The sequence below is a fragment of the Micromonospora sp. CNB394 genome (genome assembly GCF_000374985.1).
Taxonomy (GTDB): domain Bacteria; phylum Actinomycetota; class Actinomycetes; order Mycobacteriales; family Micromonosporaceae; genus Micromonospora; species Micromonospora marina.
The window spans coordinates 62,241-86,386 of sequence record NZ_KB895830.1 but is presented as its reverse complement, the minus strand read 5'-3'; the positions used below and the strand labels follow the sequence as shown (position 1 = coordinate 86,386).

General features: G+C 73.0%; 26 protein-coding genes and 1 pseudogene. 13 read left to right on the top strand and 14 right to left on the bottom strand.

Going from position 1 to position 24,146, the window contains the following annotated elements; all coding sequences use genetic code 11:
• Positions 1-11: 11 nt before the first annotated feature.
• A complete protein-coding gene (locus C569_RS0110310; protein ID WP_018785704.1) occupies positions 12-1,493 on the bottom strand; it encodes an NCS2 family permease in 1,482 nt (493 codons plus the stop codon).
• A gap of 138 nt (positions 1,494-1,631) precedes the next feature.
• Here C569_RS0110310 and C569_RS0110305 point away from each other — a divergent pair, with 138 nt between their 5' ends.
• Positions 1,632-1,850 carry a DUF2530 domain-containing protein gene (locus tag C569_RS0110305; RefSeq protein WP_254187972.1) on the top strand — a complete coding sequence of 73 codons (219 nt, stop codon included), beginning with the start codon at positions 1,632-1,634 and terminating at the stop codon, positions 1,848-1,850.
• Between the two features lie 4 nt (positions 1,851-1,854).
• On the opposite strand, the gene C569_RS0110300 is transcribed toward C569_RS0110305, so the two are convergent.
• Positions 1,855-2,694, bottom strand: a complete 840-nt coding sequence (locus tag C569_RS0110300) for a DUF3027 domain-containing protein (RefSeq protein ID WP_026267953.1) — start codon at positions 2,692-2,694, stop codon at positions 1,855-1,857.
• Positions 2,695-2,781: 87 nt separating this feature from the next.
• On the opposite strand from C569_RS0110300, the gene C569_RS0110295 reads away from it, so the two are divergent.
• Positions 2,782-4,398, top strand: coding sequence for an MFS transporter (locus tag C569_RS0110295; RefSeq protein WP_018785701.1), 1,617 nt, complete (start codon positions 2,782-2,784; stop codon positions 4,396-4,398).
• Positions 4,395-5,081, top strand: a complete 687-nt coding sequence (locus C569_RS0110290) for a futalosine hydrolase (protein ID WP_018785700.1) — start codon at positions 4,395-4,397, stop codon at positions 5,079-5,081. The genes C569_RS0110295 and C569_RS0110290 overlap by 4 nt, the downstream gene beginning before the upstream one ends.
• Before the next feature lie 56 nt (positions 5,082-5,137).
• On the opposite strand, the gene C569_RS0110285 is transcribed toward C569_RS0110290, so the two are convergent.
• Entirely contained in the window at positions 5,138-6,121 is a 984-nt protein-coding gene (locus tag C569_RS0110285) for an NAD(P)-dependent alcohol dehydrogenase (RefSeq protein WP_018785699.1), read from the bottom strand.
• Positions 6,122-6,238: 117 nt separating this feature from the next.
• On the opposite strand from C569_RS0110285, the gene C569_RS0110280 reads away from it, so the two are divergent.
• Entirely contained in the window at positions 6,239-6,949 is a 711-nt protein-coding gene (locus C569_RS0110280; RefSeq protein WP_018785698.1) for a TetR/AcrR family transcriptional regulator, read from the top strand.
• A gap of 34 nt (positions 6,950-6,983) precedes the next feature.
• Positions 6,984-7,814, top strand: a complete 831-nt coding sequence (locus C569_RS0110275; RefSeq protein WP_018785697.1) for a 1,4-dihydroxy-6-naphthoate synthase — start codon at positions 6,984-6,986, stop codon at positions 7,812-7,814.
• On the opposite strand, the gene C569_RS0110270 is transcribed toward C569_RS0110275, so the two are convergent.
• The gene (locus C569_RS0110270) at positions 7,775-8,161 is read right to left on the bottom strand and encodes a cold-shock protein (RefSeq protein WP_026267952.1); all 387 of its coding nucleotides are present in this window, start codon (positions 8,159-8,161) and stop codon (positions 7,775-7,777) included. The genes C569_RS0110275 and C569_RS0110270 overlap by 40 nt on opposite strands.
• 28 nt (positions 8,162-8,189) lie before the next feature.
• Entirely contained in the window at positions 8,190-8,813 is a 624-nt protein-coding gene (locus tag C569_RS0110265) for an HAD family hydrolase (protein WP_018785696.1), read from the bottom strand.
• A gap of 37 nt (positions 8,814-8,850) precedes the next feature.
• On the opposite strand from C569_RS0110265, the gene C569_RS0110260 reads away from it, so the two are divergent.
• The gene (locus C569_RS0110260; protein ID WP_018785695.1) at positions 8,851-11,313 is read left to right on the top strand and encodes a helicase-associated domain-containing protein; all 2,463 of its coding nucleotides are present in this window, start codon (positions 8,851-8,853) and stop codon (positions 11,311-11,313) included.
• Between the two features lies 1 nt (position 11,314).
• Here the strand turns inward: C569_RS0110260 and C569_RS0110255 are convergent, their stop codons facing one another.
• Both C569_RS0110255 and C569_RS0110250 read right to left on the bottom strand, forming a co-directional pair.
• Positions 11,315-11,551: a hypothetical protein gene (locus C569_RS0110255; protein ID WP_018785694.1), complete on the bottom strand. Its 237-nt coding sequence runs from the start codon at positions 11,549-11,551 to the stop codon at positions 11,315-11,317.
• Positions 11,552-11,708: 157 nt separating this feature from the next.
• Positions 11,709-12,584, bottom strand: a complete 876-nt coding sequence (locus C569_RS0110250) for a L,D-transpeptidase (protein ID WP_018785693.1) — start codon at positions 12,582-12,584, stop codon at positions 11,709-11,711.
• 185 nt (positions 12,585-12,769) lie between these two features.
• Between C569_RS0110250 and C569_RS0110240 the strand changes: the two genes are divergently transcribed.
• Positions 12,770-14,449 (top strand): DNA repair helicase XPB, encoded by a 1,680-nt coding sequence (locus tag C569_RS0110240; protein ID WP_018785691.1) that lies wholly within the window; start codon positions 12,770-12,772, stop codon positions 14,447-14,449.
• Between the two features lie 10 nt (positions 14,450-14,459).
• On the opposite strand, the gene C569_RS0110235 is transcribed toward C569_RS0110240, so the two are convergent.
• Positions 14,460-14,804, bottom strand: coding sequence for a type II toxin-antitoxin system HicB family antitoxin (locus C569_RS0110235; RefSeq protein ID WP_026267951.1), 345 nt, complete (start codon positions 14,802-14,804; stop codon positions 14,460-14,462).
• A complete protein-coding gene (locus C569_RS0110230; protein WP_026267950.1) occupies positions 14,804-15,049 on the bottom strand; it encodes a toxin HicA in 246 nt (81 codons plus the stop codon). Before C569_RS0110230 ends, C569_RS0110235 begins: the two co-directional genes overlap by 1 nt.
• 41 nt (positions 15,050-15,090) lie before the next feature.
• Here C569_RS0110230 and C569_RS33110 point away from each other — a divergent pair.
• A pseudogene (locus C569_RS33110) lies at positions 15,091-15,287 on the top strand (helicase); the annotation flags it as partial.
• Positions 15,288-15,406: 119 nt separating this feature from the next.
• Here the strand turns inward: C569_RS33110 and C569_RS30050 are convergent.
• The 5 genes from C569_RS30050 to ligD (C569_RS0110205) form a co-directional block, all read right to left on the bottom strand.
• Positions 15,407-15,628: a hypothetical protein gene (locus tag C569_RS30050; protein ID WP_018785688.1), complete on the bottom strand. Its 222-nt coding sequence runs from the start codon at positions 15,626-15,628 to the stop codon at positions 15,407-15,409.
• Positions 15,621-16,478 (bottom strand): GNAT family N-acetyltransferase, encoded by an 858-nt coding sequence (locus C569_RS0110220; RefSeq protein WP_026267949.1) that lies wholly within the window; start codon positions 16,476-16,478, stop codon positions 15,621-15,623. Before C569_RS0110220 ends, C569_RS30050 begins: the two co-directional genes overlap by 8 nt.
• Positions 16,479-16,617: 139 nt before the next feature.
• A complete protein-coding gene (locus C569_RS0110215; protein WP_018785686.1) occupies positions 16,618-17,328 on the bottom strand; it encodes a TIGR03089 family protein in 711 nt (236 codons plus the stop codon).
• Between the two features lie 76 nt (positions 17,329-17,404).
• On the bottom strand, positions 17,405-18,319 hold the full coding sequence (gene ligD, locus C569_RS0110210) for a non-homologous end-joining DNA ligase (protein ID WP_018785685.1): 915 nt from the start codon (positions 18,317-18,319) through the stop codon (positions 17,405-17,407).
• Positions 18,309-19,247, bottom strand: a complete 939-nt coding sequence (gene ligD, locus C569_RS0110205; RefSeq protein WP_026267948.1) for a non-homologous end-joining DNA ligase — start codon at positions 19,245-19,247, stop codon at positions 18,309-18,311. Before ligD (C569_RS0110205) ends, ligD (C569_RS0110210) begins: the two co-directional genes overlap by 11 nt.
• A gap of 87 nt (positions 19,248-19,334) precedes the next feature.
• Between ligD (C569_RS0110205) and C569_RS0110200 the strand changes: the two genes are divergently transcribed.
• From C569_RS0110200 to C569_RS0110180, 5 genes are all read left to right on the top strand, one after another.
• Positions 19,335-20,327, top strand: a complete 993-nt coding sequence (locus C569_RS0110200; RefSeq protein ID WP_026267947.1) for a Ku protein — start codon at positions 19,335-19,337, stop codon at positions 20,325-20,327.
• Positions 20,328-20,604: 277 nt separating this feature from the next.
• On the top strand, positions 20,605-21,264 hold the full coding sequence (locus tag C569_RS0110195) for an FKBP-type peptidyl-prolyl cis-trans isomerase (protein ID WP_026267946.1): 660 nt from the start codon (positions 20,605-20,607) through the stop codon (positions 21,262-21,264).
• Between the two features lie 139 nt (positions 21,265-21,403).
• Entirely contained in the window at positions 21,404-22,252 is an 849-nt protein-coding gene (locus C569_RS0110190) for a hypothetical protein (RefSeq protein ID WP_026267945.1), read from the top strand.
• A gap of 23 nt (positions 22,253-22,275) precedes the next feature.
• A complete protein-coding gene (locus C569_RS0110185; protein WP_018785680.1) occupies positions 22,276-22,935 on the top strand; it encodes an HAD-IA family hydrolase in 660 nt (219 codons plus the stop codon).
• Positions 22,936-22,998: 63 nt separating this feature from the next.
• Positions 22,999-24,012, top strand: coding sequence for an NADPH:quinone reductase (locus C569_RS0110180; protein ID WP_026267943.1), 1,014 nt, complete (start codon positions 22,999-23,001; stop codon positions 24,010-24,012).
• Positions 24,013-24,146 lie beyond the last annotated feature (134 nt).

Genomic DNA, 24,146 nt, shown 5'->3' with positions numbered 1-24,146 from the left:
GCTCACCAGCGTCAGAGCAACACGGACTCGACCGGCCCGCGCAGGAAGTACACGATGAACAACGCGGCGACCCCGTACAGGAGCGGGTGGACCTCTCGGGCCTTACCCATAGCCACCTTCAGCAGCACGAAACTGATCACGCCGGCCCCGATGCCGTTCGAGATCGAGTAGGTGAACGGCATCAGCGCGATGGTGAGGAAAGCCGGGATGGCGATCTCGTAGTCGGTCCAGTCGATCGTGCGGACCGCCGTCATCATCAGGAAGCCGACCACCACCAGCGCCGTCGACGCGGCCTCGAACGGCACGATCAGCGACAGCGGCGCCAGGAACATGGCGAGCAGGAACAACGCGCCGGTGACCAGGTTGGCCACGCCGGTCCGGGCACCCTCCGCGACACCCGCGGCACTCTCGATGTACGACGTGTTGCTGGACACCGAGGCCGCGCCACCCGCGGCGGCGGCGATCGAGTCGACGAGCAGGATCTCCTTGGCCTTCGGCGGGGTGCCCGTCTCGTCGAGCATGTCCCCTTCCTGGCCGATCGCGACCATCGTGCCCATGGTGTCGAAGAAGTCCGTGATCAGCAGCGTGAAGATGAACATCAGCGGGACCAGCCAGCCGACCCGGCTCCACGAGTTCAGCACGTTGAACTGGCCCAGCAGCGACAGGTCGGGCAGATCGACGATCTGCTTGGGCAGCTCGGGCACGTTCAGCGCCCAGCCCTTCGGGTTCGGCTTGCCGTCGACGAAGGACGGGCCGACGTTGGCGATCGCCTCGACCACGATGGCCAGCACGGTGGAGGCCAGGATGCCGATCAGGATCGCGCCCCGGACCCGGCGTACCACCAGGACCAGGGTGATCAGCAGGCCGACCACGAAGACGAGCATCGGCCAACTGACGATCTTGCCGTTGATGCCCAGCCCGACCGGCACTGTGGAGTTCGCGGCGTCCGGCACGCGCCGGACGAAACCGGCGTCGACCAGGCCGATGATGGTCAGGAACAGACCGATGCCGACACCGATCGCGGTCTTGAGCTGCGTCGGCACCGAGCGGAACACCGCGGTGCGCAGACCGGTGAGCACCAGGATGCCGATCAGCACACCCTCGATGACCACCAGGCCCATCGCGTCCGCCCAGGTCATCTGCGGCGCGATCTCGTACGCGACGAGCGCGTTCACGCCCAGGCCGGCCGCGAGCGCGATCGGGAACCGGGCCACCACGCCCATCAGGATGGTCATCAGACCGGCGACGAGCGCGGTCGCCGCGGCGAGCGCCGGAATGGCCAGCGAACGGCCGTCGCCGTCCTTTCCGCTGCCCAGGATCAGCGGGTTCAACACCACGATGTACGCCATCGTGAAGAACGTGGCGAAGCCGCCCCGCAGCTCCCGGCTCAGCGTCGACCCGCGCGCCGAGATCAGGAAGAAGCGGTCGAAGGCGTTTCGTGGATGCGCGGGATCGGGCGGTGTGCCGTGATCCGGCGGCGGAGCAATGGACATCGGTTCCTCATCTAGGTCATCGGCCAGGTTTGTCGCGCGCATCGTCCCAGATCACGTGGCAGGCAGGGAAGAACGATCACGTACGCTGGGCCGGTGCCACAGGAGCAGCAGCCGCGGCCGGAGCCGCTCGACCCGCCGATGGTGCCGTTCGCCGTCGCCGGGTTGATCGCCTGGGCGGTGGCGGGCCTGGTGCTGCTGATCTTCTTCCGGGACTGGCTCACCGAGTCCGGGCGTCAGAACTGGCTCTGGACCTGCCTGGCCGGTTTCCTGTGGGGCTTTCCCGGCCTGGCGGTGATGATGCGGCACGACGCCAACCGGCGGCGCCGGCGCGCGACCGCCGCGCAGCGAGCACGCTGACCCGTCAGGGGTGGCCGTACGGCTCCGCCGGCTCGGCCGCCTCCACGGAGCCCGGAGCCCGGCTGACGGTCATGGCCTCGACCGCGCTGTCGTCGTAGACGGTCGGCAGTTCGTCGACGGGCGTCTCGGCCGACTCGATCAGCGTCTCCGAGTGCGCGCCGCACCCGTGGTCGGCGCTCACCACCCGGCCGTCGTCAGGGGCGTAGAAGTTACCGCAGGCGCCGAACGCCAGGCGCAGCGAACCGGCGAGCGGCAGGTAGAAACCGCAGGTGCCGCAGCGGGCGGCGGCCGGGGCGGCGGCCGAGATCGCGGCGTCCGGGCCGTGGTCGCCGTCGTACCAGCGCTGGGCGGCCTCGGCGCGGCCCTCCCGGGACAGCACCCGGGCCCGGCCCAGGCCCAGCTCCCAGGCGGTCTCCTCCACGGCCGGGTCGTCGGAGAGCAGGTATCCGGGGGCGAGTCGCTCGTCGTCGGCCGGGGTGGGCAGCAGGTCGCCCGGGCCCAGGTCGCCCGGCTTGAGCCGCTCCTGCCAGGGCAGCCAGCCCGGAGCGAGCAGCGCGTCCGGACCGGGCAGCAGCACCGTCTCGCAGACGGTGACGTGCCGGCTGCGCGGCACCCGGGTCACCGTGACGGCCCAGCGCCAGCCGCGGTAACCGGACAGCCGGCATTCGAAGTAGTGGGTGACGACCCGGTCGCCCTCGGCGACCGCCTGGAGATGATCGCCGATGTCGGTGGGCTCCACCTCGGTGATCGCGTCGCGGGCCACCTCGACGGCGGCGGCGCAGACCTGGTCGAGCCGGGGAGCGCGGGCGGAGGCGGGCCTGGTCACCCGACCATTGTTCCCCATGCCCGTCCACGGGCGACAGGCACTCCCCGGAGTCATTCTCTCCGGGTGATGCGGCACACGCGGAGCGGATGGGCGAGGATGGGACGCATGGCGCTGTCCTCCCGCTCCGGCCGCTCCTTCCTCGGGCGGACCGTCGGCACCGGCATCCGCGCCACCCGGCTGCTGCTGCGGGGCTCGGTGCACGGCGGACGCTGGATGACCCGGCGTGCCGGCACGGCCCGGGCCCGCAGTGCCGGCAACGAGGTGGGCATGGTCCGCCTGTTCGACCTGCATGCGCTCTCCTGCGCCGGTGACACGCTCATCGCGATCGGCCTGGCCGGGACGATCTTCTTCGACGTGCCGCTGGGCGAGGCGCGCAACAAGGTCGCCCTCTACCTGCTGGTGACCATGGTCCCGTTCGCCATGCTCGCCCCGGTGGTCGGCCCGCTGCTCGACCACTTCCGCCACGGCCGGCGGTACGCGCTGGCCACCACCATGCTCGGCCGGGCGTTCCTGGCCTGGATGATCTCCGACTACATCGGCGGGTTCGGGCTCTACCCGGCGGCGTTCGGGGTGCTCGCGCTCTCCCGGGCGTACGGGGTGGCCCGCTCGGCGGCGGTCCCCCGGCTGCTCCCCGAAGGGCTGGGGCTGTCCCAGGTCGGAGCACGCGCCAGCGTCTACGGCACGGTGGCCGGCGCGCTCGTCGCGCCGATCGGGCTGGCCGCGTTCTGGTTCGGGCCGCAGTGGCCGCTGCGGGTCGCCTCGGTGATCTTCCTGATCGGCATGGTGATCTCGCTCCGGCTGCCGCCGAAGGCCGACTCCGAACCGCCGGAGCGGATGCCGCACCCGTTGCGTGTGATGCGCCGCCGCGACGGCGAGCGCCCGCTGGGCCGGGGCCGCCCCAGCGGCCGCCTGGTGATCGCCACGCTGATCGGCGCGGCGGCGCTGCGCGGGCTCTACGGCTTCCTGCTGCTGTTCCTGGCCTTCGCGATCAAGGCCGGTGACCTGACCACCGACTTCTTCGGCCGCGACCTCGGCGGCCAGGGCGCGCTGGGCCTGGTCGGCGGCGCGCTGGCGGTCGGCACGTTCCTGGCCACCGCGCTGGGCACCCGTCTGCGCATCCACCGGCCGACAGCGCTCCAGTCCAGCGGCACGATCGTGGTGGCCGGTGTGGCGGTGCTCGCCGCGCTGAAGTTCTCGCTGCCCATGGTGGCGCTGCTCTGCCTGGTGGCGGCGATGATGAGCGGGATCGCCAAGCTGGCGGTGGACGCCTCGATCCAGGAACGCATCCCGGAGCGGCTGCGCGCCAGCTCGTTCGCGCACTCGGAGACCGCGCTGATGCTCGCGTTCGTGGCCGGGGGCGGGCTGGGTCTAGTGCCGTTCACCGGCCTGATCGGCGTGACGGTCGCCGCCGCGGTGGCCGCGCTGGTGGCCGTACGCGGCGTGCTGGTCGCCGGCAAGCTGCGCGGTGAGCACCTGGTCGGCCGGCCGCTCGGCGACGAGGAGCTGGTGGCGGAGCAGGCCACCCGCGCCGAGGAGCCGGCCGCGACCTCGTTCGACGATCCGGCGCCCACGTCACCGGCGCCCCAGCGCTCCGGCACGGCGGAAGACGACGACGGGCTGGCACCGCCCGGCTTCCACATCTACCGGCCGTCCTCCTCGGTCGGCGGACCGGGCACGGTGGAGGACAAGGAACGGCGCGATCCCCGGGGGCCGGTGGCGTGACCGGGCTGCTCGTGGTCACGGCGGTGCCCGCCGAGGCCGAGGCGATCCGTGCCGGCCTCACCGCATCAGCCGCACCGGCGCCGCCGGACGGGACAGCACCGCCGGACGTGACGGTGCTTGCGGTCGGGGTCGGCCCGGCGGTCGCGGGGGCCGCCACGGCACGGCTGCTGGCGCTGGCCGAGGCGGCCGGGCGGCCGTACCGGGCCGTGGTCAGCGCCGGCATCGCCGGAGGTTTCGTCGGCCGGGTCACGGTGGGCGGCACGGTGCTCGCCGAACGCAGCGTCGCCGCCGACCTCGGTGCCGAGTCACCGGGCGGTTTCATCCCGGTCGAGGACCTGGGCATGCCTCCCGAGCTGCTGGGCGGCGGCCGGACCGTGCTCGCCGATCCGGGCCTGCTGGCCCGCCTGCACGCCGCGTTGCCGGGAGCCACCGTCGGCACGGTACTCACCGTCAGCACGGTGACCGGCACCGCCGCGAGCACCGCGGCGCTGGCCGAACGGCACCCGGACGCGGTGGCCGAGGCCATGGAGGGGTACGGCGTGGCGGTCGCCGCCGCCCAGGCCGGTGTGCCCTTCGCCGAACTGCGGACGGTCTCCAACCCGATCGGGCCGCGTGACCGGAGCGCGTGGCGGATGCGGGAGGCGTTCGCCGCGCTCACCGCCGTCGCAGCCGCCCTCCACTAATCTTGTCCACCTGTGGACAACCCTGTGGACAACCGGCTGGCCTGGGAACGGCGGGGTCAGATCGTGACGACGACCTTGGCCCGCGCGTGCCCGGTCTCGAGGTGGCGGACGGCCTCGGGCACCTCGTGCAGCGCATACGTCCGGTCGACGACCGGGGTGAGACGGCGGGCCTCGGCATGCTCGCGCAGCACGTCGAGGTGTGCCCGGCCGGGTGACGTGGCGAGGACGACGACGCGCTGCCGGACGAACGGCGCGAGCAGCCGCCCTCGCGCCAGCAGCCCGATCGGGCCGAGCAGGCTGCCGCCACGGTAGACGCCGCCGCCGGAGAGCACGAGCGTCCCGGCCGGCGTCAGCGCCCGCCGCAACGCGGTGAGGGAGCGGTTGCCGACCAGGTCGAACACCACGTCGTGGCGGCGTCCGTCGCGGCTGAAGTCGTCGCGGGTGTAGTCGACCACGTGGTCGGCGCCGAGCGAGCGGACCAGCGCGACGTTGCGGGTGCTGCACACGCCGGTCACCGTCGCGCCGAGCGCCTTCGCGAGCTGGACGGCGAGCGTGCCGACGCCGCCGGAGGCCCCGTTGACCAGGACGCGGTGGCCGGGCCGGACCTGCCCGGCGTCGCGCAGCCCCTGGAGCGCGGTGACGCCTGCCAGCGGCAGGGCCGCCGCCTGCGCCGGTGTCAGGTTCGCCGGCCGCGGCGCGACCAGGTGCTCGGGCACGCGTACGTACTCGGCGAACGCCCCGTCGGCCTCGCCGAGGTCACCGAAGACGGCGTCGCCGGGGCGTATCTGCCGCACCTGGGCGCCGACGGCCTCGACCCGGCCGGCGAAGTCGCGGCCACGGACGCGCGCCCGGGGCCGCCCGAGGCCGAGCGCCAGCCGCGACACCCGCGGGTCGCCGCGCATGACGTGCCAGTCGTACGCGTTCAACGCGGCGGCCTCGACCCGGACGAGGACATCGCCGGGGCCGGGCTCGGGCGGCTCGACGTCGGCGAGCGTGAGTGTCTCCGGGGGGCCGTACCGGTCCTGGACGATCGCCTTCATGTCCCACTCCCTCCCAGGTGTACGGCGTACACCCCGATGGGAACCAGGTTAGGTGTACGCCGTACACCAGTCAAGACGGTTACTGTGTCAACGGCCGACGGGAGGACTGCTGACGACATGGCTGAGCAGGTGGAGACGGCACGCCGGGCACCCCTGACCAGGGACCGGGTCCTGCGTACCGCCGTCGCGCTCGCCGACCGGACCGGGATCGAGTCGCTCAGCATGCGCAACCTCGCGCAGGAACTGGGCGTCGTACCGATGGCCCTCTACAAGCACGTCGCCAACAAGGACGAACTGCTCGCCGGCATGATCGACATCGTCGTCGCGGAGATCGACCCACCCGTGGCCGGCGACTGGAAGCAGGCGGTCCGCCGGCGCGTCCTGTCCGCGCGACGGATGCTGCTCCGCCACCCCTGGGCGTCGCTGGCGATCGAGTCCCGGACCACCGCCACACCGGCCGTCCTCGCGTACCTCGACTCCACGGTCGGCGCGTTGCGGTCGAGCGGGTTCTCCACCGACCTCGCCCACCACGTGATGCACGCGCTGGGCAGCCGGGTGCTGGGCTTCAGCCAGGAACTGTTCGACGCCTCCCGGCAGGCCGGGCGCTCCGGCGCGACAGTGCCCGAGGCCCCGGCCGACCTGCCGCCGGAGGCGGCCGCCCGGTTCCCGCACCTCGCGGCGATCGCCACCGCCGCGTCCCACGACGGCGACTCGGTGGTCGGGCCGGGCTGCGACGACCAGTTCGAGTTCGAGTTCGCGCTGGACCTGCTGCTGGACGGCATCGATCGGCTGCACCGGAACGGCTGGACGTCACACCGGCCGGGGTGACGGACGCGCCGGACACCGGGGTTACGGTGGGACCGTGGCGCTCTCCCTGGCGATCTCGCCCTGTCCCAACGACACGTTCGTCTTCGACGCCCTGGTGCACGGCCGGGTGCCGGGCGCGCCGCCGGTCGAGGTGACCTACGCGGACGTCGACGTCACGAACACCGCCGCCGAGCGGGGGGCGTTCGATCTGGTGAAGGTCAGTTACGCGGCGCTGCCCTGGCTGCTCGACGACTACCACCTGCTGCCCTGCGGCGGCGCGCTCGGCCGGGGCTGCGGCCCACTGGTGCTGACCCGAGGTGACCGGACCGACCTGTCCGGCGCGACGGTGGCGGTGCCCGGCGAGCGGACCACCGCGTACCTGCTTTTCCGCCTCTGGACGGCCGGCCAGGCCCCGGCGCGGATCGAGGTGGTGCCGTTCCACGAGATCATGCCGGGCGTGGCCGCCGGCCGGTACGACGCGGGCCTGGTCATCCACGAGGCGCGCTTCACCTATCCGCGGCACGGCCTGACCGCACTGGTCGACCTGGGCGAGTGGTGGGAGGGCGACACCGGGCTGCCGATCCCGCTCGGCGCGATCCTGGCCCGCCGGGGCGCTGTCGACCCGGCCGAGGCCACCGCCTGGGTCCGTGAGTCGGTACGCCAGGCGTGGGCCGACCCGGCTGCCAGCCGCGAGTACGTCCTCGCGCACGCGCAGGAGATGGAGCCCGACGTGGTGGACCGGCACATCGGCCTCTACGTCAACGAGTTCACCGCCGACCTGGGAGAGGCCGGCTTCGCCGCCGTGGAGGCGCTGCTGGGCCGGGCCGCCGACGCCGGGCTCGTCCCTCAGACCTCCAGCTCGCGCGCCACCGCGTGGACCAGCTGAGCGATCTTCTGGGCGGTCTTCCGATCCGGGAAGCGCCCACGGCGCAGGTCCGGCTGGACCTTCGCCTCCAGCACCTTGATCATGTCTTCCACCAGGCCGTGGAGTTCCTCGGCCGGCCGGCGGCGCAGCTCCGCCACCGACGGCGGTGCCTCCAGCAGCTTGACTCCCATCGCCTGGGCGCCCCGCCGGCTGTCGACCACGCTGAAATCGACCCGCTGACCACCCTTCAGGTCGGCGACACCCGCCGGCAGCGCGCCCTTCGGCAGGAACACGTCGCCACCCTCGTCACTGGTGACGAACCCGTACCCCTTGGCGGCGTCGTACCACTTCACTCGACCCGTCGGCACCTGTTGAACCCCGCTCCACTCGAACCGTCTACCCACCCAAGGCTAGCCCGATGATCCGCTCCAGCGCCGCCGGGAATTCGACGAGATCATCGAGCACCAGGTACGCCCCGGCCTCGGTCAGTTCGCCGGCCGGACACGGGCCGGTCGCCACTGCCACACCCGGGATTCCCGCGGCTCGCGCGGCAGCCATGTCGGCCACGTGGTCGCCCACGTACAGCGTGGCGCCGTGCTCGCGCAACGCGACCGCCTTCTGCTCGGCGAACACGTCCCCGGCCAACTCGTCCACCGGTAACCCGAGGTGGTCCAGGTGCAGCTTCGCCAACCGGCCGATCTTCGCCGTCACCACCATCGTCCGGCCGCCGCGCGCCTGCACCGCGCGCAACGCGGCCACCGCACCGGGCATCGGCACGGTCGGAGTGATCGCGTACGCCGGATACAGCTCGCGGTACAGCGTCACCGCCTCCTCGATCCGCTCCGGCGGGAACCAGTGCGCCAGCTCGGTGCGCAGCGGCGGACCCAGCCGGGAGACGGCCAGGTCCCCGTCCACGTGCACGCCCGTACGCGCGGTGAGCGCCCGGAACGCGGCGGCGATCCCGGGGCGGGAGTCGACCAGAGTCATGTCGAGGTCGAAGCCGACCATCAGCGGAGACATGCCGAGAACCTACCCAGCGGGCTAGCGTGGTACGACGATGACCACCTCACTCGCCGACCACCTGCGGGCCCTCCCCGACGAGTCGCTTGCCGCCCTGCTCCAGCTGCGGCCGGACCTCGTCGTGCCGGTGCCGGCCGACGTGTCCGCCCTCGCCCTGCGCGCCCAGTCCCGGGTCTCCGTGGCCCGGGCGCTCGACGGGCTCGACCAGTTCACCCTCCAGATCCTCGACGCCGCCCGGCTCACCCGCGGCCCCGAGGGCGCCACCTCCACCGACCAGATCGTGGCCATGGCCACCGCCGGGCCGCAGCCACCCGCACCCACAGCGGTCCGCACCGCCGTCGACCGGCTCCGGGCCCGGTTCCTGCTGTACGGCCCCGAGCACGACCTGTGCGTGGCCGGCGGCATCGACGAGGTGTCCCCGTACCCGGCGGGGCTGGGCCGGCCGGCGGCGGAGCTTGACCCGCGCGCGGCGGCGCTCTGCGCGGACCCGGCGAAGCTGCGTCGGACGCTGCTGTCCGCGCCGCCCTCGGCTCGGGCCGTCCTGGACCGGCTCGCCGCCGGGCCGCCGGTCGGAACCGTGACGCCCGGAGCGCTGGAGGCCCCGGCCACCGGCGCCCAGGACGTGCTCCCGCCCGACCTGGTCAACGGCGGAACGCCGACCGGCTCGCCGATCCGCTGGCTGGTCGAGCACCGGCTGCTGGTCCGGATGTCCGGCGGCCGCAACGGCACCGTCGAGCTGCCCCGCGAGGTGGGGCTGGTGCTGCGCCGCGACGCCGGTCCGCTGGGCCCGCTGCGCACCAGCCCGCCGGTGGTGTCCGGGCCGCCGCGCGAGGTCAAGTCCGTCGACTCGGCCGGGGCCGGGCAGACCATGGAGGTGGTCCGGCACACCGAGGCGATGCTGGAGGCGCTGACCGCGGAACCCGCACCCGTCCTGCGCTCCGGCGGCGTCGGCGTACGCGACCTGCGACGGCTCGCCCGCGGCCTCGGCCTGGACGAGCCGGCCACCGCGCTGCTGTTCGAGGTGGCGTACGCGGCCGGGCTGACCGGGGAGATGGAGCTGACCGGCGCGGCCACCACCCGGTACGGCGGCGACCAGCAGATCCTGCCCACCGGCGGGTACGAGGTGTGGCGGGCGGTGTCGCTGGCCCAGCGCTGGGAGCAGCTCGCCCGCGCCTGGATGGCGATGCCCCGCCAGGCCGGCCTGATCGGGCAGCGCGACGACCGGGACCGGCCCATCTCGGTGCTCTCCGCCGAGGCGGAACGAGCAGGCGCGCCGGCCGCCCGTCGTGCGGTGCTCACCGTGCTGGCCGACCTGCCACCCGGCACCGCGCCGACCACCGACGAGGTGCTGGAACTGCTGGACTGGCGTGCGCCGCGGCGGGCCCGGGGGCGGGAGGCCGCGCACCGGGAGGTGCTCGCCGAGGCCGCCACGCTGGGCGTGACCGGGCTCGGCGCGCTCACCTCGTACGGGCGGCTGCTGCTCGCCGAGCTGACCGAGACCGACGAGCGCGGTGACGACCCGCTCGGGCTGCGCTCCGACGCCGAGTCGGGCGACGCGTCGACGACGGTACGGGCGCTGGACGGGCTGCTGCCCGCCCCGGTCGACCACGTACTGGTGCAGGCCGACCTGACGGTGGTGGTGCCCGGCCCGCCCGACCCGGCGCTCGCCGCCGAGCTGGACGTGGTGGCCGAGCACGAGTCGGCGGGCGGAGCCAGCGTGCACCGGGTCACCCCGGCGAGCGTCAGGCGGGCGCTCGACGCCGGCTACACCGCCGACGACCTGCACGCGCTGTTCCGCCGCCGGTCGCGTACCCCGGTGCCGCAGGGCCTCACCTATCTCGTCGACGACGTGGCCCGCAAACACGGCGGGCTGCGCGTCGGCTCGGCGGGGGCGTACGTCCGCAGCGACGACGAGGCGCTGCTCACCGAGGTGCAGGCGGACCGGCGACTGGAGCCGCTCGCGTTCCGCCGGCTCGCGCCCACGGTGCTGGTCACCCCGTACCAGGTCAACCGCATGCTGACCGCGCTGCGCGACGCCGGTTACGCCCCGGTGCCCGAGGACGCCGGCGGCGCGATGGTGCTGGCGCGGCCGAAGACCCGGCGGGCACCGGCCCGTACCGCGATCAGCCGTGCGGTGGACCCGCTCGCCACGCCGAAGCTGCCGATGCCCCGCCTGCTCGGCGTGGTGGAGCAGATCCGCCGCGGCGAGGCGGCGGCCCGGGCGGCCCGGCGGGCCCCGGCTGTGGTCCGCGGCGCCCCGGCGGCGGCCGGGCCGGCGCCCGTGTCCGGGCACGGCGACGCGCTGGCGGTGCTCCAACAGGCGGTACGGGACAAGGCGCTGGTCTGGGTGGGCTACGTCGACGCGCACGGGGCGACCGCGTCCCGGCTGGTCCGGCCGGTGTCGATCGGCGCCGGCTACCTGCGCGCCGAGGACGACCGGACGGAGATGCTGCACACGTTCGCGCTGCACCGGATCACCGCGGCCGTGCTGGAGGAGTGAGTTACTCCCCGTTCCGGCGCAGCGTGCCGATCACCGACACGGCCAGCAGCAGGGCGAACGCGGCACCGGCCGACTCGCCCACCGAGTCGACGAAGCCCTGCTGCTGCACCAGCAGCCCGAACAGGAACCAGCCGAACACCCCCGCGGCGGCGGCCGCGTAGGCGAGCACTACCGCCGTGGGCACCTCGTGCTGCCGCGTCCGTTCGTCGTCGGGAAGCACGTCCTGGTCAACGATCATGGCAGTCCCTCCCCGTCCCGGCATGGACCCGGCTTCCAGGGTTGCACCAACCGGACCGCGCGGACAGGGGTTAAAACCCTGATCCGGGCGGTCCGGTCACGGGTGCGGCGGTTGCGGTTCGGTTCCGGCGCGCAGGCGGAGCGCTCAGGTGGAGCACTCAGGTGCCGGGGCGGCGGCCGATCACCACGACGCGGGTGCCGACCGAGCCCAGCTCCCACAGGCGTACCGCGTCACGGTGCAGCAGGTTGACGCACCCGTGCGATCCGATCGCGCCGTCGTGCAGGTAGGTGGTGGTCTCGTGGAAGCCGATCCCGCCGTTGAACTGCTGCCAGTACGGCAGCCACACCTCGTACGGGTTGGACCACTCACGCGGGTTCTTCCGGCCCACCGAGTACGTGCCGGCCGGGGTGGCGAAGCCGGACATGCCGGTGCGGGTGACGGTCGGGCCCGTCACCACGGTGCCACCGCGCATCGCCCAGACCGTCTGCCGGGTCAGGTCGACGCAGAAGGTGAGCCGGGAACCGGCTTTGCACCGCGCGGTGTCGGTGGCGGCGAGCCGCTTCGCCACGTCGTACGTGGTGGGGCCGGCGCGACCGGCGGGCGGGCTGATCCCGTACCGGATCTGGAACTTCCTGATCGCGGCGCAGTCGGCGGCGGACTGCTCGCCGTCCACGGTCAGCGTCCCGAAGCCGCCCAGCCGGGTCAGGTACGTCTCCACGGCCCGCTGGTGCTCCCCCTGCGGGCATCCGGCGGACGCGCTCGGCTTCGGCTCGGGCTTCGTCGTCTTCGTCGCCTCGGGCGACCGGGAGGGTTTCGGCGAGGCCGTCCGGCTCGGCTGCGCCGACGGGGACGTGACCGGCTGCTCCGGCGTGGGCGACGCGCTCGCCCCCGATGCTCCCTCCGTCAGCCCGACCGGCCCGGGAGTGCTCCCCCCGGCGCCGTTCGCCTGCGGATCGAGCGCACAGGCGCCGACACCGACCAGCACGACCACCACCAGGGCGGCGACCCGGGCGAGAAACCGGACACGCAGCATGGGCCCTCCCTGGACAGTCGTCCCGCTTGCTAGACGTGTGGGACGAGTATGGCGTTGCCTGTCCAGCGAGACTTTTTTGCGGCGCCCGCCGGCGTGCAACACTGGATGGTCGGCCTGCGGCAGGTCAGCCGGGTGCGGACGGAGTTCCGGGCAGCGGGTTCCGGGCGATACGAGAGGACGCTGGCGTGAGCGGTGGACCACTGATCGTGCAGTCGGACAAGACGCTGCTGCTGGAGGTGGATCACCCCGACGCGCAGGCGTGCCGGATGGCGATCGCGCCGTTCGCCGAGCTGGAACGCTCCCCCGAGCACGTGCACACCTACCGGCTCACGCCGCTGGGCCTGTGGAACGCGCGGGCCGCCGGCCACGACGCCGAGGGCGTGGTCGACTCGCTGATCAAGTACTCGCGCTACCCGGTGCCGCACGCGCTGCTGGTCGACGTGGCCGAGACGATGGACCGGTACGGCCGGCTCCAGCTCGCCAACGACCCGGTGCACGGCCTGGTGCTGCGCGGGCTGGACCGGGTGGTGCTCATCGAGGTCGCCAAGAGCAAGAAGCTCGCCGGCATGCTCGGCGCCAAGATCGACGACGACACGATCGCGGTGCACCCGTCCGAGCGGGGCCGGCTCAAGCAGGCGCTGCTCAAGCTGGGCTGGCCGGCCGAGGACCTGGCCGGATACGTGGACGGCGAGGCACACCCGATCGAGCTGGCCGAGTCCGGCTCCGACGGCGGCAAGCCGTGGACGCTGCGGTCGTACCAGCGGGAGGCCGTCGAGGCGTTCTGGGCCGGCGGGTCCGGCGTCGTGGTGCTGCCCTGCGGTGCCGGCAAGACGCTCGTCGGCGCGGCGGCGATGGCCGAGGCGAAGGCGACCACGCTGATCCTGGTCACCAACACCGTGGCCGGACGGCAGTGGAAGCGGGAACTGATCGCCCGCACGTCGCTGACCGAGGAGGAGATCGGCGAGTACTCGGGCGAGCGCAAGGAGATCCGCCCGGTCACCATCGCCACGTACCAGGTGCTCACCTCGCGGCGCGGCGGCGCGTTCACCCACCTGGACCTGTTCGGCGCCCGCGACTGGGGCCTGGTCGTCTACGACGAGGTGCACCTGCTGCCCGCGCCGATCTTCCGCTTCACGGCGGACCTCCAGGCCCGTCGCCGGCTCGGCCTCACCGCGACGCTGGTACGCGAGGACGGCCGGGAGGGCGACGTGTTCAGCCTGATCGGCCCGAAGCGGTACGACGCGCCGTGGAAGGACATCGAACAGCAGGGCTGGATCGCCCCGGCGGAGTGCACCGAGGTACGGGTGACACTCACCGACGCCGAGCGGCTGGCGTACGCGACGGCGGAGGCCGAGGAGCGCTACCGGATGGCGGCCACCGCCCGCACGAAGCTGCCGGTGGTCCGGGCTCTGGTGGAGCGGCACCCGTCCGAGCAGGTCCTCGTCATCGGCGGGTTCCTCGACCAGTTGCACCAGCTCGGCGAATACCTGGACGCGCCGATCGTGCAGGGCTCCACCACGAACAAGGAGCGGGAGCGGCTGTTCGACGCGTTCCGCTCGGGTTCGTTGCGGACCTTGGTCATCTCCAAGGTGGGCAACTTCTCGATCGACCTGCCGGAGGCCGCTGTCGCGATCCAGGTGTCCGGCACGTTCGGCTCCCGGCAGGAGGAGGCGCAGCGGCTGGGCCGGGTGCTGCGCCCGAAGGCCGACGGCCGGCAGGCGCACTTCTACACGGTGGTCTCCCGGGACACCATCGACACCGAGTACGCCGCGCACCGGCAGCGGTTCCTGGCCGAGCAGGGGTACGCGTACACCATCGTGGACGCCGACGACGTGCTGGGACCGAAGCTGCCGAGTGTGGACTGACCCGTGTTGATCAGGCGGCGCTGAGCTTCCGTAGGACGTACTGGTTGAGGCTCATGCCGTCCTCGGCGGCGTGGATGGCAAGCTCGCGGTGCAGGCTCTCTCCGACGCGGAGGTTGAACTTGCCTGAGTAGCTGCGCTCAGCGAACGGCTGCGGCACCTGTTCGCCCTGCTCCTCCATGTCCGCGATCACTTCACGCAGTACGGCCTGAAGCCCCTGCAAAGCCTCGATCTGGGAAGGTGCCAGCCAGGAGAGGGACGGGAACTCGGCGCAGGTGGCGACGAACTCACGGTCCTGGACCGACCACGTAACGCGGTAGGTGTAGTGGGACACCTCAGGATGGGGACCGGTCTGCATCACATGGCCTCCTTCTTGTCGATCGCCTTGAGCACTTGCCGTACCTGGTACGCCTTGGCCTTGCCCTTGTCGTTCTGGATGTTGACGCGCGGGTCGCCCGCCCAGGGCATCTTGAACACTGCATGGGAGGTGCCGACCTGCCGCGGCTTGCCGAAATAGTGCTCGCACACCCCATAGAGATCGTTGTAGGCGATGTTCTGCTGGCTCTTCCGCATCGCTTCAACGAGCTTGTCTATGGACGGCACAGATTAATGGTACTGCCAGCGGTACCACCGTCGCAACCCTTCGCCGACTGGACCTGACCGCCACCCTGGTACGCGAGGACGGCCGGGAGGGTGACGTGTTCAGCCTGATCGGCCCCAAGCGGTAAGACGCGCCGTGGAAGGACATCGAGTCGCAGGGCTGGATCGCCCGGCCCAATGCACCGAGGTACGGGTGACGCTGACCGACGCCGAGCGGAGGTCCTACAGTTCAGGTCGGGCAGTTCCAACTGGGTCGCACTAGACACGCGGAACCTTTGGCACCCATCCTTGGTCTACCACGACATCTTCCATGATGACTTCCTCATTGCTGGTCGACAGCCACTGTTCGTAGATGTTCAGTCAGGCGGCGCTGAGCTTCCGCAGCACGTACTGGTTGAGGCGCATGCCCTCCTCGGCGGCATGGCTGAGCCGCCGCCCCCGGTGCCGGCGCGCGACGCTGCGCCAGCGGCGCACGCCCACGACGGCGAGCCGCTCCTGGTGCCCGGGCGCGGGCACCGGGCAGCCGTTCGCCCACAGGTCGGCGAGTGCCCGCACGATCGCCGCCCGGGTCGGGTCAGTCACGGAGGTAGCGGGCGCGACGGCCGAAGTCGTGGAAGCCGAGCCTCCGGTACAGCCCGGCGGCCGGGTTGTCGTCGTTGACGCAGAGCCACGCGGCCTCCGCGCCCGCGTCGGCGAAGCCACGCAGCACGCGCGCCACCAGGTACGCCCCGACCCGCCGCCCGCGCCACAGGGGCACCACGCCGACCTGGTCGATCCAGTCGTCGAGCACTGTGACGAAGCCGGCCGCCTCACCGGCCGGGCCGCGCGCCAACAGCGTCAACTCCGGGCGGAAGTCCTCGTCGTCACGCAGGTCGCCCAGCCACTCGCCGGCCTCGGGCTCCACGAATCCGGGCCGATCGGCGAACGACAGGCGGTAGGTCGCGAACAGCTCCGGCCCCAGCGTCGCCTGCTCCACGGTCACGCCGTCCGGCGCGGCGACCTCGGGTAGCGCGTCGAGGTCGTGCCGCAGCACCCACTCCGTGAACGTCCGCGTGTAGCCGCGCGCCGCGAACAACTCCTCCGCGCCCGCGTTCCACGTCTCCGTGGTGACCAGCAGGCCCGCGTCGCCCGCCTGCTTCTCCGCCCAGTAGAGCAGCGTGCCGCCGAGCCCGCGCCCCCGCCACACCGGGTGCACCAGGCCGGTGGCGGTGGCCGGCGTCCGCGCCGTGCCGACCCCGACGGCCGCGACCAGGTCGCCGCCCGACCAGGCGCCGTGGGTACGCGTCTGCAGCAGCCGCGCCCGCGCCAACGGGGTACGCCCGAACAGCGGCAACCCGCCGTCAGTGGCGAGACACGCCTGCGCCAGCCCGGTCAACGCGGGCAGGTCGTCCTCGCCGTACTCCCGCCAGACCAGCCCGTCGATCCCGCTCACGCCCACTCCCGCCACCGCCGAGCCCGACCCCACGGTCCAGCTCCCCGAGGCAGTAGGCCCCACCCCTCCCGTGAAGGTCAACCAAATTGCCGCCTCGGCGAGAGCCACAAATCCGGCACCGCGAGGGCCGCAACGAAGGTCAGCGAGGCGGTGAGGGGGTTGGGGTGGCGTGGATCAAGATCGTGGCTCCGGCGGACAACGGGGCCAGAAGCCACTTCAAGGGCTGCTCGTCCTCGGCCGGGTCGATCACCAGGTGGTCGCCCGGGTGCAGGTCGAGCTGGGTGGCGATCTCGGCGGCCAGGCGGCGCCACGCGCCGAAGCTGGTGCCGTCCGGCGTGGCCGGGTCGGACGGGTCGACGGCTGTGTAGTCCGGCGGGTCGGTCGGGTGCCGCAGCACCTCGGCGGACCAGTCCAGCCAGCCCGGCGGCACCTCGGCGAGCGGGCCCGGCCCGGTCCCCACCAGGTAGCGGTGCGTCCCCTCGGGCACGTCCTCCAGCCAGTCGTCGAGGCGCTCCGGGGTCACGAGCACCGCGTCGTACGGCCGGTCCGCGCCCGGTTCCAGCACCGGCAGCCCGGCCAGCGCGCGGGGCCGGAACGAGACCGTCAGCCCGACCGACCAGGCCCCGAGCAGCACCGCGGCGGTACGCCAGTGCGGCGGCAGGAGCACCGCCACCCGGTCACCGGGGCGCAGTCCGCACCCGTCGCGCAGCAGCCCGGCGCTGCGGGCGGTCCACTCGCCGAGTTGCGCGGCGGTGAGGTCGGTGCGTTCCCCGGTCGCGTCGTCGTGGTAGCTGAGCAGCGTATATCCGACCGCGTCGGGCGTGACGGCGACGGTTGCCTGGTGGGCCATGCGCGGACTCCTGTCTGCTGGTCCGCCCACCCTAACCGTCCGAGCCGCCCGTCCGGCGCAGCCGAAGCAGCCCGGGTCAGCGCGCGGGCAGCTCGGGACCGCCGTCGAGCAGCGGGGCCAGCAGGTCACCCTGCTTCGCCACCCGCTTGAGCACCTCCCCCGCCGTGTACGGCTTCGTCGACGGCCGCTTGCCGGACGCACCGGCCTCCACCTCGTCCCAGGTCAGCGGCGTCGACACCGAGGGCACCGACTGGGCGCGCAGCGAGTACGGCGCCACAGTCGTCTTCGCCGCGTTGTTCTGGCTCCAGTCGATGAAGACCTTGCCGGGGCGCAGGTTCTTCGCCATCTTCGACACGATCAGCTTCGGGTGCGCCTGCTCCAGCTCCTGCGCGATCCGTTTGGCGTAGTCGGAGACGATCTCGGCGTCCTGCGTACCGGCGATCGGGCAGCAGAGCTGCATGCCCTTCTTCCCCGACGTCTTCGGGAACGAGGAGATCCCGTCGGAAGCCAGCCGGTCGCGCATCAGCACCGCCACCTGGCAGCACTGCTCGAGCGCGGCCGGGGCGCCCGGGTCCAGGTCGACGACCATCATGTCCGGGTGCGCGCCGATCTTCCACTGCGGAGTGTGCAGCTCCAGCGCGGCCAGGTTGGCCAGCCACACGAGCGTGGGCAGTTCGTCGCAGACCACGTAGTCGATGGTCTCCCGCCCCTTCGTCGACCCGGGGGCGGGCAGGTTCTCCTTCCGTACCCAACCGGGGGTCGCGGCGGGCGCGTTCTTCTCGAAGAACGAGCCGCCGTCGACGCCGTTGGGGAACCGGATCCGGGTCAGCGCGCGGTCCCGCAGGTGCGGCAGCAGCACGGGGGCGATCCGGGTGTAGTAGTCGATGACCTCGCCCTTTGTGAAACCGGCCTTCGGGAACAGCACCTTGTCCAGGTTGGACAGCTCCAGTGAGCGCCCCTCGACCTCGACCTTGAGCCGGTCAGACGGCATCGTCGACCTCCTCGGGCGGCTTGTCCGGGCGCAGGCGCAGGATACGCGGGAAGCGCAGCCGCCCGTCCGGTGTGCGCTGGCCGTACTTGACCTCCACCACGACCCGGGGAGTTACCCAGATCGCGCCGCGGGCATCCTCGCGCGGCACACCGGCGGCGAACGGCGAGACGGCGGTGCGCAACGGTTCCAGCTCGCGGAGCAGTTCCCGTTCGATCGCCGCGCCGATCCCGCCGCCGACCCGCCCCCGATAGACCAGCCGCCCGTCCGGGCCGGGCACGCCGACCAGCAGGCCGCCGACGCGCCGCGCGCCTGGTCGCCAGCCGCCGACCACGAAGTCGGCGGTGACCTCCAGCTTGACCTTCACCCAGTCCGGCGAGCGCACGCCGGGCCGGTAGAGCGAGTCGGCCCGCTTGGCCATCACCCCCTCCAGCCCGTGCTCGCCGGCCGCCGCGTAGGTGGCCGGGCCGTCGGCGAAGACCGGCGGCACCGCCCACCGGGCGGCGCCGAGCCCGAGCGACTCCAGCGCCGCCCGCCGCTCCCGCCACGGGCGGGCGGTCAGGTCGACGCCGTCGAGCCGCAGCAGGTCGAAAACCATGTACGTGACGGGTACGGTCGCCGCGAGCCGCGCCGCCTTCGCCGGGTTGCGGACGTGCATCCGCTCGGCGAGCGCGGTGAACGAGGGTTGTCCGTCGGTGAAGAGGACCACCTCGCCGTCGAGCAGCGCGTCGCCTACCTGCTCGGCCAGGTTGAGCAGTTCCGGATACGCGGTGGTGATCTCGACGCCGGAGCGTGCGTAGAAGTGCCGGTCGCCGCGGGAGATGTCGGCGAGCGCGCGGACGCCGTCCCACTTGAACTCGTACGACCAGCCCGCGCCGGCCGGGAGCTGCCCGGTCGTCGCGAGCATCGGCTTCAACGGCGCGCCGGGCACCTTCTGACTGTAGTTGCGTAGCGAAGCGCGTGCGTCCCGTTCGATCGTTTGCGATTCTGGTGGTCAACCGGGGAGAGGAGCGCGGGCATGCGGGCGATCTGGAAAGGAGCGGTGTCGTTCGGCCTGGTGTCGATCGGGGTGAAGGTCTACTCGGCCACCGAGGAGAAGGACATCCGCTTCCACCAGGTGCACCGTGAGGACGGCGGCCGGATCCGCTACAAGCGCACCTGCTCGGTATGCGGCGAGGAGGTCACCTACGACGACATCGCCAAGGGGTACGACATCGGCGGCGGCGAGATGGTGATCCTCACCGACGAGGATTTCGCCGACCTGCCGTTGAGCACCTCGCACGCGATCGACGTGCTGGAGTTCGTACCGGCCGAGCAGGTCGACCCGATCCTCTACAACAAGGCGTACTTCCTGGAGCCGGAGGGCTCGGCGACCAAGCCGTACGTGCTGCTGCGCGACGCGCTGTCCGACTCGGAGCGGGTGGCGATCGTCAAGGTGGCGCTGCGCCAGCGCGAGCAGCTCGCCACGCTGCGGGTCCGCGAGGGCGTACTGCTGCTCAACACCATGCTGTGGCCGGACGAGATCCGCCGGCCCGACTTCGGTTTCCTGGACGAGGACCTGAAGGTGCGCCCGCCGGAGCTGGCGATGGCCAGTTCGCTGATCGACTCGATGGCCGGTGAGTTCGAGCCGGACGCGTTCACCGACGACTACCGGGCGGCGTTGCAGGAGGTCATCGACGCCAAGGTCGAGGGCCGCGAGGTGGTGCAGCCGGAGGAGGAAGAGGCGGCGCCGGCCGCCGCGGTGGACCTGATGGCGGCGCTCAAGGCGTCCGTGGAGCGGGCCCGCGCGGCCCGGGGCGAGGCGCCGTCCGGTGGCGGCGCCGAGCCGACGCCGATCTCGTCGGCCCGCTCGGCGAAGAAGGCCGCGAAGAAGGCGCCGGCGAAGAAGGCCGAACCAGCCAAGAAGACCACCGCCAAGAAGACCCCCGCGAAGAAGACGGCGGCGAAGAAGGCCGAACCGGCCAAGAAGACCACCGCCAAGAAGGCGCCCGCGAAGAAGAAGACCGCCTGACGCGTACGGCGAAGGCCCCGCCCCGGGTGGAGGGCGGCGCCTTCGCCGCTCAGCCGCGGCCGAGCTTCTCGGTCGGGGTGACGCGGACGGGCCGGGTCTTCTTCGCTGAGGATCGCCATGGTTCGGGACGTATCCCTGCGCGGTGCCCCCGTATCGGGCTTCGTGTCCGGATCGTGGCGGGCGCAGCGGCACGCTGGGGGTCCGGGCGGGTACCGTGTGCGCTGGCCTCGGCGGCGGCCCGCCGGGGGCGCACCCACCCACCCTGCAGGGAGTCGACGTGAGCGAGCGTGTGGAGAACCGGTCGGCGGGCCAGGCCCCGGCCACCAAGGCACAGCGGCGGCTGGCCGCCCAGCTGGCCGAGAAGAAGGCGGCCGAGGCGCGCCGTCGCCGGCAGTCGATCCTCGGCGCGGCCGTCGGTGTGCTCGCCGTGGTGGCTCTGGTCGGCGGCCTGGTCTGGCTGAACAGCGGCGACGACGACAAGGCGTCCACCGCCGGCTCCTCGGCCAGTCCCACCGCCCCGGCCGAGCCCACCGCGCCGCCCGCTGCGGAGCTGCCCGCCGGCATCGACCCGGCGTTGAAGACCAAGCCGACTGTGCAGGCCGGAACCGGTGAGCTGACCAAGCTCACCGTCACCACGCTCGTCAAGGGCACCGGCCCGGCGGTGAAGGCCGGGCAGAACATCACCACGAACTACGTGGGTGTCTTCTACAAGGACGGTAAGCAGTTCGACGCGTCCTGGGACAGCGGCCAGCCGGCCACCTTCCAGATCGGCGTGGGCCAGGTCATCAAGGGCTGGGACCAGGGCCTGGTCGGCGTGCCGGTGGGCAGCCGGGTCCAGCTGGACCTCCCGGCCGAGCTGGCGTACGGCAACGACGCCGCGGGCGGCCGTCCGGCCGGGCCGCTGCGCTTCGTCGTCGACGTGCTGGCTGCGCAGTAGCTCACTCCGGGCTTCCGTCCGGTCACCCAGCGGCAGTAGGTTCGTGGTCACCACGGGCGGTACGTCCGCCCGTGGTGACCTGCCCACCGACGCGGAGGTGCACGTGGCGGCGCTGGACGAGACCGGGGTGGCCCGGCAGATGTGGACGCTCTACGAGCCGGTCCACGCGGTCACCTACTTCCATCCGCGCGCCCGCGCCGCGTTCGAGGCGGTCGGGCTGCGGGGTTACTGGCGCGGCTACTTCGCCGGCCGGGCCGCGCCGCTCGGAGCGGTCGACGCGCCCGCGGTGACCGCCGCGTTCTTCAGCTTCGCGCCGGCCATGGTGGCCCGTGCGCTGCCGTCGGTGTGGCGCCTGGCCACCCCGGAGGAGGCGCTGCGGGCCCGGCTCACCGGTGGCGTCCAGGCGCTCGCCGAGTTCACCTACGAACTGCCCGAGTCGCATCTGGTCGAGGCCGCCGACCTGCTGGCGGAGGCGGCCGGCCGGGTGGACGTCGCCGGGCGGGTGCTCGGCGCGGTGAACGCCGCGCTGCCCCGGGGCGAATACCCGCTCGCCCGGCTCTGGCAGGCCGCCGCCACGCTGCGCGAGCACCGCGGAGACGGCCACGTGGCGGCGCTGGTGACGACCGGGCTGGAACCGGTCGAGGTGGTGGCCTGGCGGTGCCGGGTCGACCAGTCCCGCGAGTTCCACCAGCCGGCCCGGGGGTGGACCGACGAGCAGTGGACCACCGCCGAGCAACGCCTGGTGGAGAAGGGCTGGCTGACCGCCGAGCTGAGTCCCACGCCGTACGCCACTGAGACGTTCCGCGTGGTCGAGGAGGCCACCGACCGGGCCGCGGCGGGTCCGTGGCGGGCGCTGGGCGCGGAGCCTACCGCCCGGCTGCGGGAGCTGCTGGAACCGATCGCGACGCGCTGCCGCACGATCATCCCGTCCCAGGCCCCGATCGGTCTTCCGGCGCAGCGTTCGGCGTCGGCGGCGCTTCCGCGGTGAGTCCGGCCGTCGGCTGGGGCAGGATGGTCGACGTGGTGGACGCGGTGCTCTTCGACCTGGACGGCGTGATCGTGGACTCCGAGCCGGTCTGGGAGGAGGTCCGGCGCGCGTACGTGGCCGAGCACGGGGGCACCTGGCAGCCGGACACGCAGCGCCGGCTGATGGGGATGAGCACCGGCGAGTGGGCCGCGTACCTGAGCGGTGAGCTGGGCGTCGACAGGTCGGCCGAGCAGGTCGCCACCGAGGTGGTGACCGAGATGGCCCGGCGGTACGCGCAGCGCGTACCGCTGATCGACGGCGCGGACGCGGTGGTGCGCGGCATGGCCGCGCGGTGGCCGCTGGGGCTGGCCAGTTCCTCACCGACCCGGCTGATCGCGGCGGCGCTGGACGCGACAGGGCTGGCCGGCGCGTTCGGCGCGACGCTGTCGACCGAGGAGACCGCCCGGGGCAAGCCCGCGCCCGACGTGTGGCTCGCGGTGGCGCAGCGGTTGGGCGTCGACCCGGCCCGGTGCGTGGCGGTGGAGGACTCGTCGAACGGGGTCCGGTCGGCGGCCGCCGCCGGATGCCGGGTGGTGGCGGTGCCGCACTCGTCGTACCCGCTCGACCCGGACGCGCAGGCGTTGGCGGCCGTGCTGCTCCCCTCGATCGGCGCGCTCACGCCCGAGCTGGTCGAGGGATGTTAGGAAGGGGCCCTTCCTCTACCTGAGGCGTTAATAGGGGGCCCTTCCTTGAATGGAGGGACGGCGATGAGGGCGATCGTGTACGAGCGCAGCGGGGACGCCTCGGTGCTCCAGGTGGCCGAGCGGCCGGTGCCGGAACCCGGACCGGGCGAGGTGCTGGTCCGGATGGCCGTGTCGGGCGTGAACCCGACCGACTGGAAGGCCCGCCAGGCGTGGCCGCTGCCGGCCGGCTGGCAGATCCCGCACCAGGACGGCGCCGGGGTGGTCGAGGCGGTCGGTGGGGGCGTGGACGGGACGCTCATCGGTGAGCGGGTCTGGGTGTGGGAGGCGGCGTGGCAGCGGCCGTGGGGCACCGCCGCCGAGTACACACTGGTCCCGGTCCGGCACGCGGTGCCGCTCGGTGCGGCCTCGTTCGACCTGGGCGCGGCGCTCGGTATCCCGTTCATGACCGCGCACCGCTGCCTGACCGCGGGCGAGTTCATGCCGGACAAGCTGCACGCCGGCGCGCTGAGCGACCACGTGGTGCTGGTGCAGGGCGGTGCGGGTGCGGTGGGCAATGCGGCGATCCAGCTCGCCCGGTGGGCCGACGCGTGCGTGATCACCACGGTGAGCAGCCCGGAGAAGGCGCAGCTCGCGGCGGCGGCCGGCGCCAGCTTCGTGATCAACTATCGCGAGCAGGACGTGGTCGAGGAGGTCCGCAAGGTCGCGCCCGACGGGGTGCACACGATCGTCGAGGTGTCAGCCGCCCGCAACGCCGCCGCCGATGTGCGGATGCTGCGCACCGGCGGGGCGGTCTGCGTGTACGCCGACGACGGCGGTGGCGAGGTGACGTTGCCGATCCGGCCGCTGATGGGCCCGAACGCGCGCTGGCAGTTCGTGTTGATCTACACCGCGCCGAAGGTGGCGAAGGCTCAGGCGGTGACCGACATCGCGGCGGCGGTGGCGCAGGGCGCGATCCGGGTCGGCGAGGAGGCGGGGCTGCCGCTGCACCGGTATCCGCTGGCGGAGGCCGCCGCCGCGCAGCAGGCGGTGCAGGACGGCGCGGTGGGCAAGGTGCTGGTGAGCACCGCCGACGAGTAGGCGACCGGATTTCCCCGACAGCCGGACAGACGCGAACAAGTTTCGCAACAATGACGGTGCGGGTCACCCCGTAACGGACGGGCGGCCCCGGCGCGGTGCGAACGCCGGGGCCGCCCTCTGGGGAGGAAAGTCCG

What these genes read in the sequence shown, in the direction of transcription:
- C569_RS0110260 (WP_018785695.1), top strand. Translation starts at nt 8,851, where the DNA reads ATGACCACCTCACTCGCCGACCACCTGCGGGCCCTCCCCGACGAGTCG.
- C569_RS0110295 (WP_018785701.1), top strand. Translation starts at nt 2,782, where the DNA reads ATGGCGCTGTCCTCCCGCTCCGGCCGCTCCTTCCTCGGGCGGACCGTC.
- C569_RS0110180 (WP_026267943.1), top strand. Translation starts at nt 22,999, where the DNA reads ATGAGGGCGATCGTGTACGAGCGCAGCGGGGACGCCTCGGTGCTCCAG.
- C569_RS0110200 (WP_026267947.1), top strand. Translation starts at nt 19,335, where the DNA reads ATGCGGGCGATCTGGAAAGGAGCGGTGTCGTTCGGCCTGGTGTCGATC.
- C569_RS0110310 (WP_018785704.1), bottom strand. Translation starts at nt 1,493, where the DNA reads ATGTCCATTGCTCCGCCGCCGGATCACGGCACACCGCCCGATCCCGCG.
- C569_RS0110255 (WP_018785694.1), bottom strand. Translation starts at nt 11,551, where the DNA reads ATGATCGTTGACCAGGACGTGCTTCCCGACGACGAACGGACGCGGCAG.
- C569_RS0110185 (WP_018785680.1), top strand. Translation starts at nt 22,276, where the DNA reads ATGGTCGACGTGGTGGACGCGGTGCTCTTCGACCTGGACGGCGTGATC.
- C569_RS0110285 (WP_018785699.1), bottom strand. Translation starts at nt 6,121, where the DNA reads ATGAAGGCGATCGTCCAGGACCGGTACGGCCCCCCGGAGACACTCACG.
- C569_RS0110265 (WP_018785696.1), bottom strand. Translation starts at nt 8,813, where the DNA reads ATGTCTCCGCTGATGGTCGGCTTCGACCTCGACATGACTCTGGTCGAC.
- C569_RS0110305 (WP_254187972.1), top strand. Translation starts at nt 1,632, where the DNA reads ATGGTGCCGTTCGCCGTCGCCGGGTTGATCGCCTGGGCGGTGGCGGGC.
- C569_RS0110235 (WP_026267951.1), bottom strand. Translation starts at nt 14,804, where the DNA reads ATGCAGACCGGTCCCCATCCTGAGGTGTCCCACTACACCTACCGCGTT.
- C569_RS0110250 (WP_018785693.1), bottom strand. Translation starts at nt 12,584, where the DNA reads ATGCTGCGTGTCCGGTTTCTCGCCCGGGTCGCCGCCCTGGTGGTGGTC.
- C569_RS0110300 (WP_026267953.1), bottom strand. Translation starts at nt 2,694, where the DNA reads ATGGGGAACAATGGTCGGGTGACCAGGCCCGCCTCCGCCCGCGCTCCC.
- ligD (WP_018785685.1), bottom strand. Translation starts at nt 18,319, where the DNA reads ATGCCGTCTGACCGGCTCAAGGTCGAGGTCGAGGGGCGCTCACTGGAG.
- C569_RS0110280 (WP_018785698.1), top strand. Translation starts at nt 6,239, where the DNA reads ATGGCTGAGCAGGTGGAGACGGCACGCCGGGCACCCCTGACCAGGGAC.
- C569_RS0110215 (WP_018785686.1), bottom strand. Translation starts at nt 17,328, where the DNA reads ATGGCCCACCAGGCAACCGTCGCCGTCACGCCCGACGCGGTCGGATAT.
- C569_RS0110190 (WP_026267945.1), top strand. Translation starts at nt 21,404, where the DNA reads ATGTGGACGCTCTACGAGCCGGTCCACGCGGTCACCTACTTCCATCCG.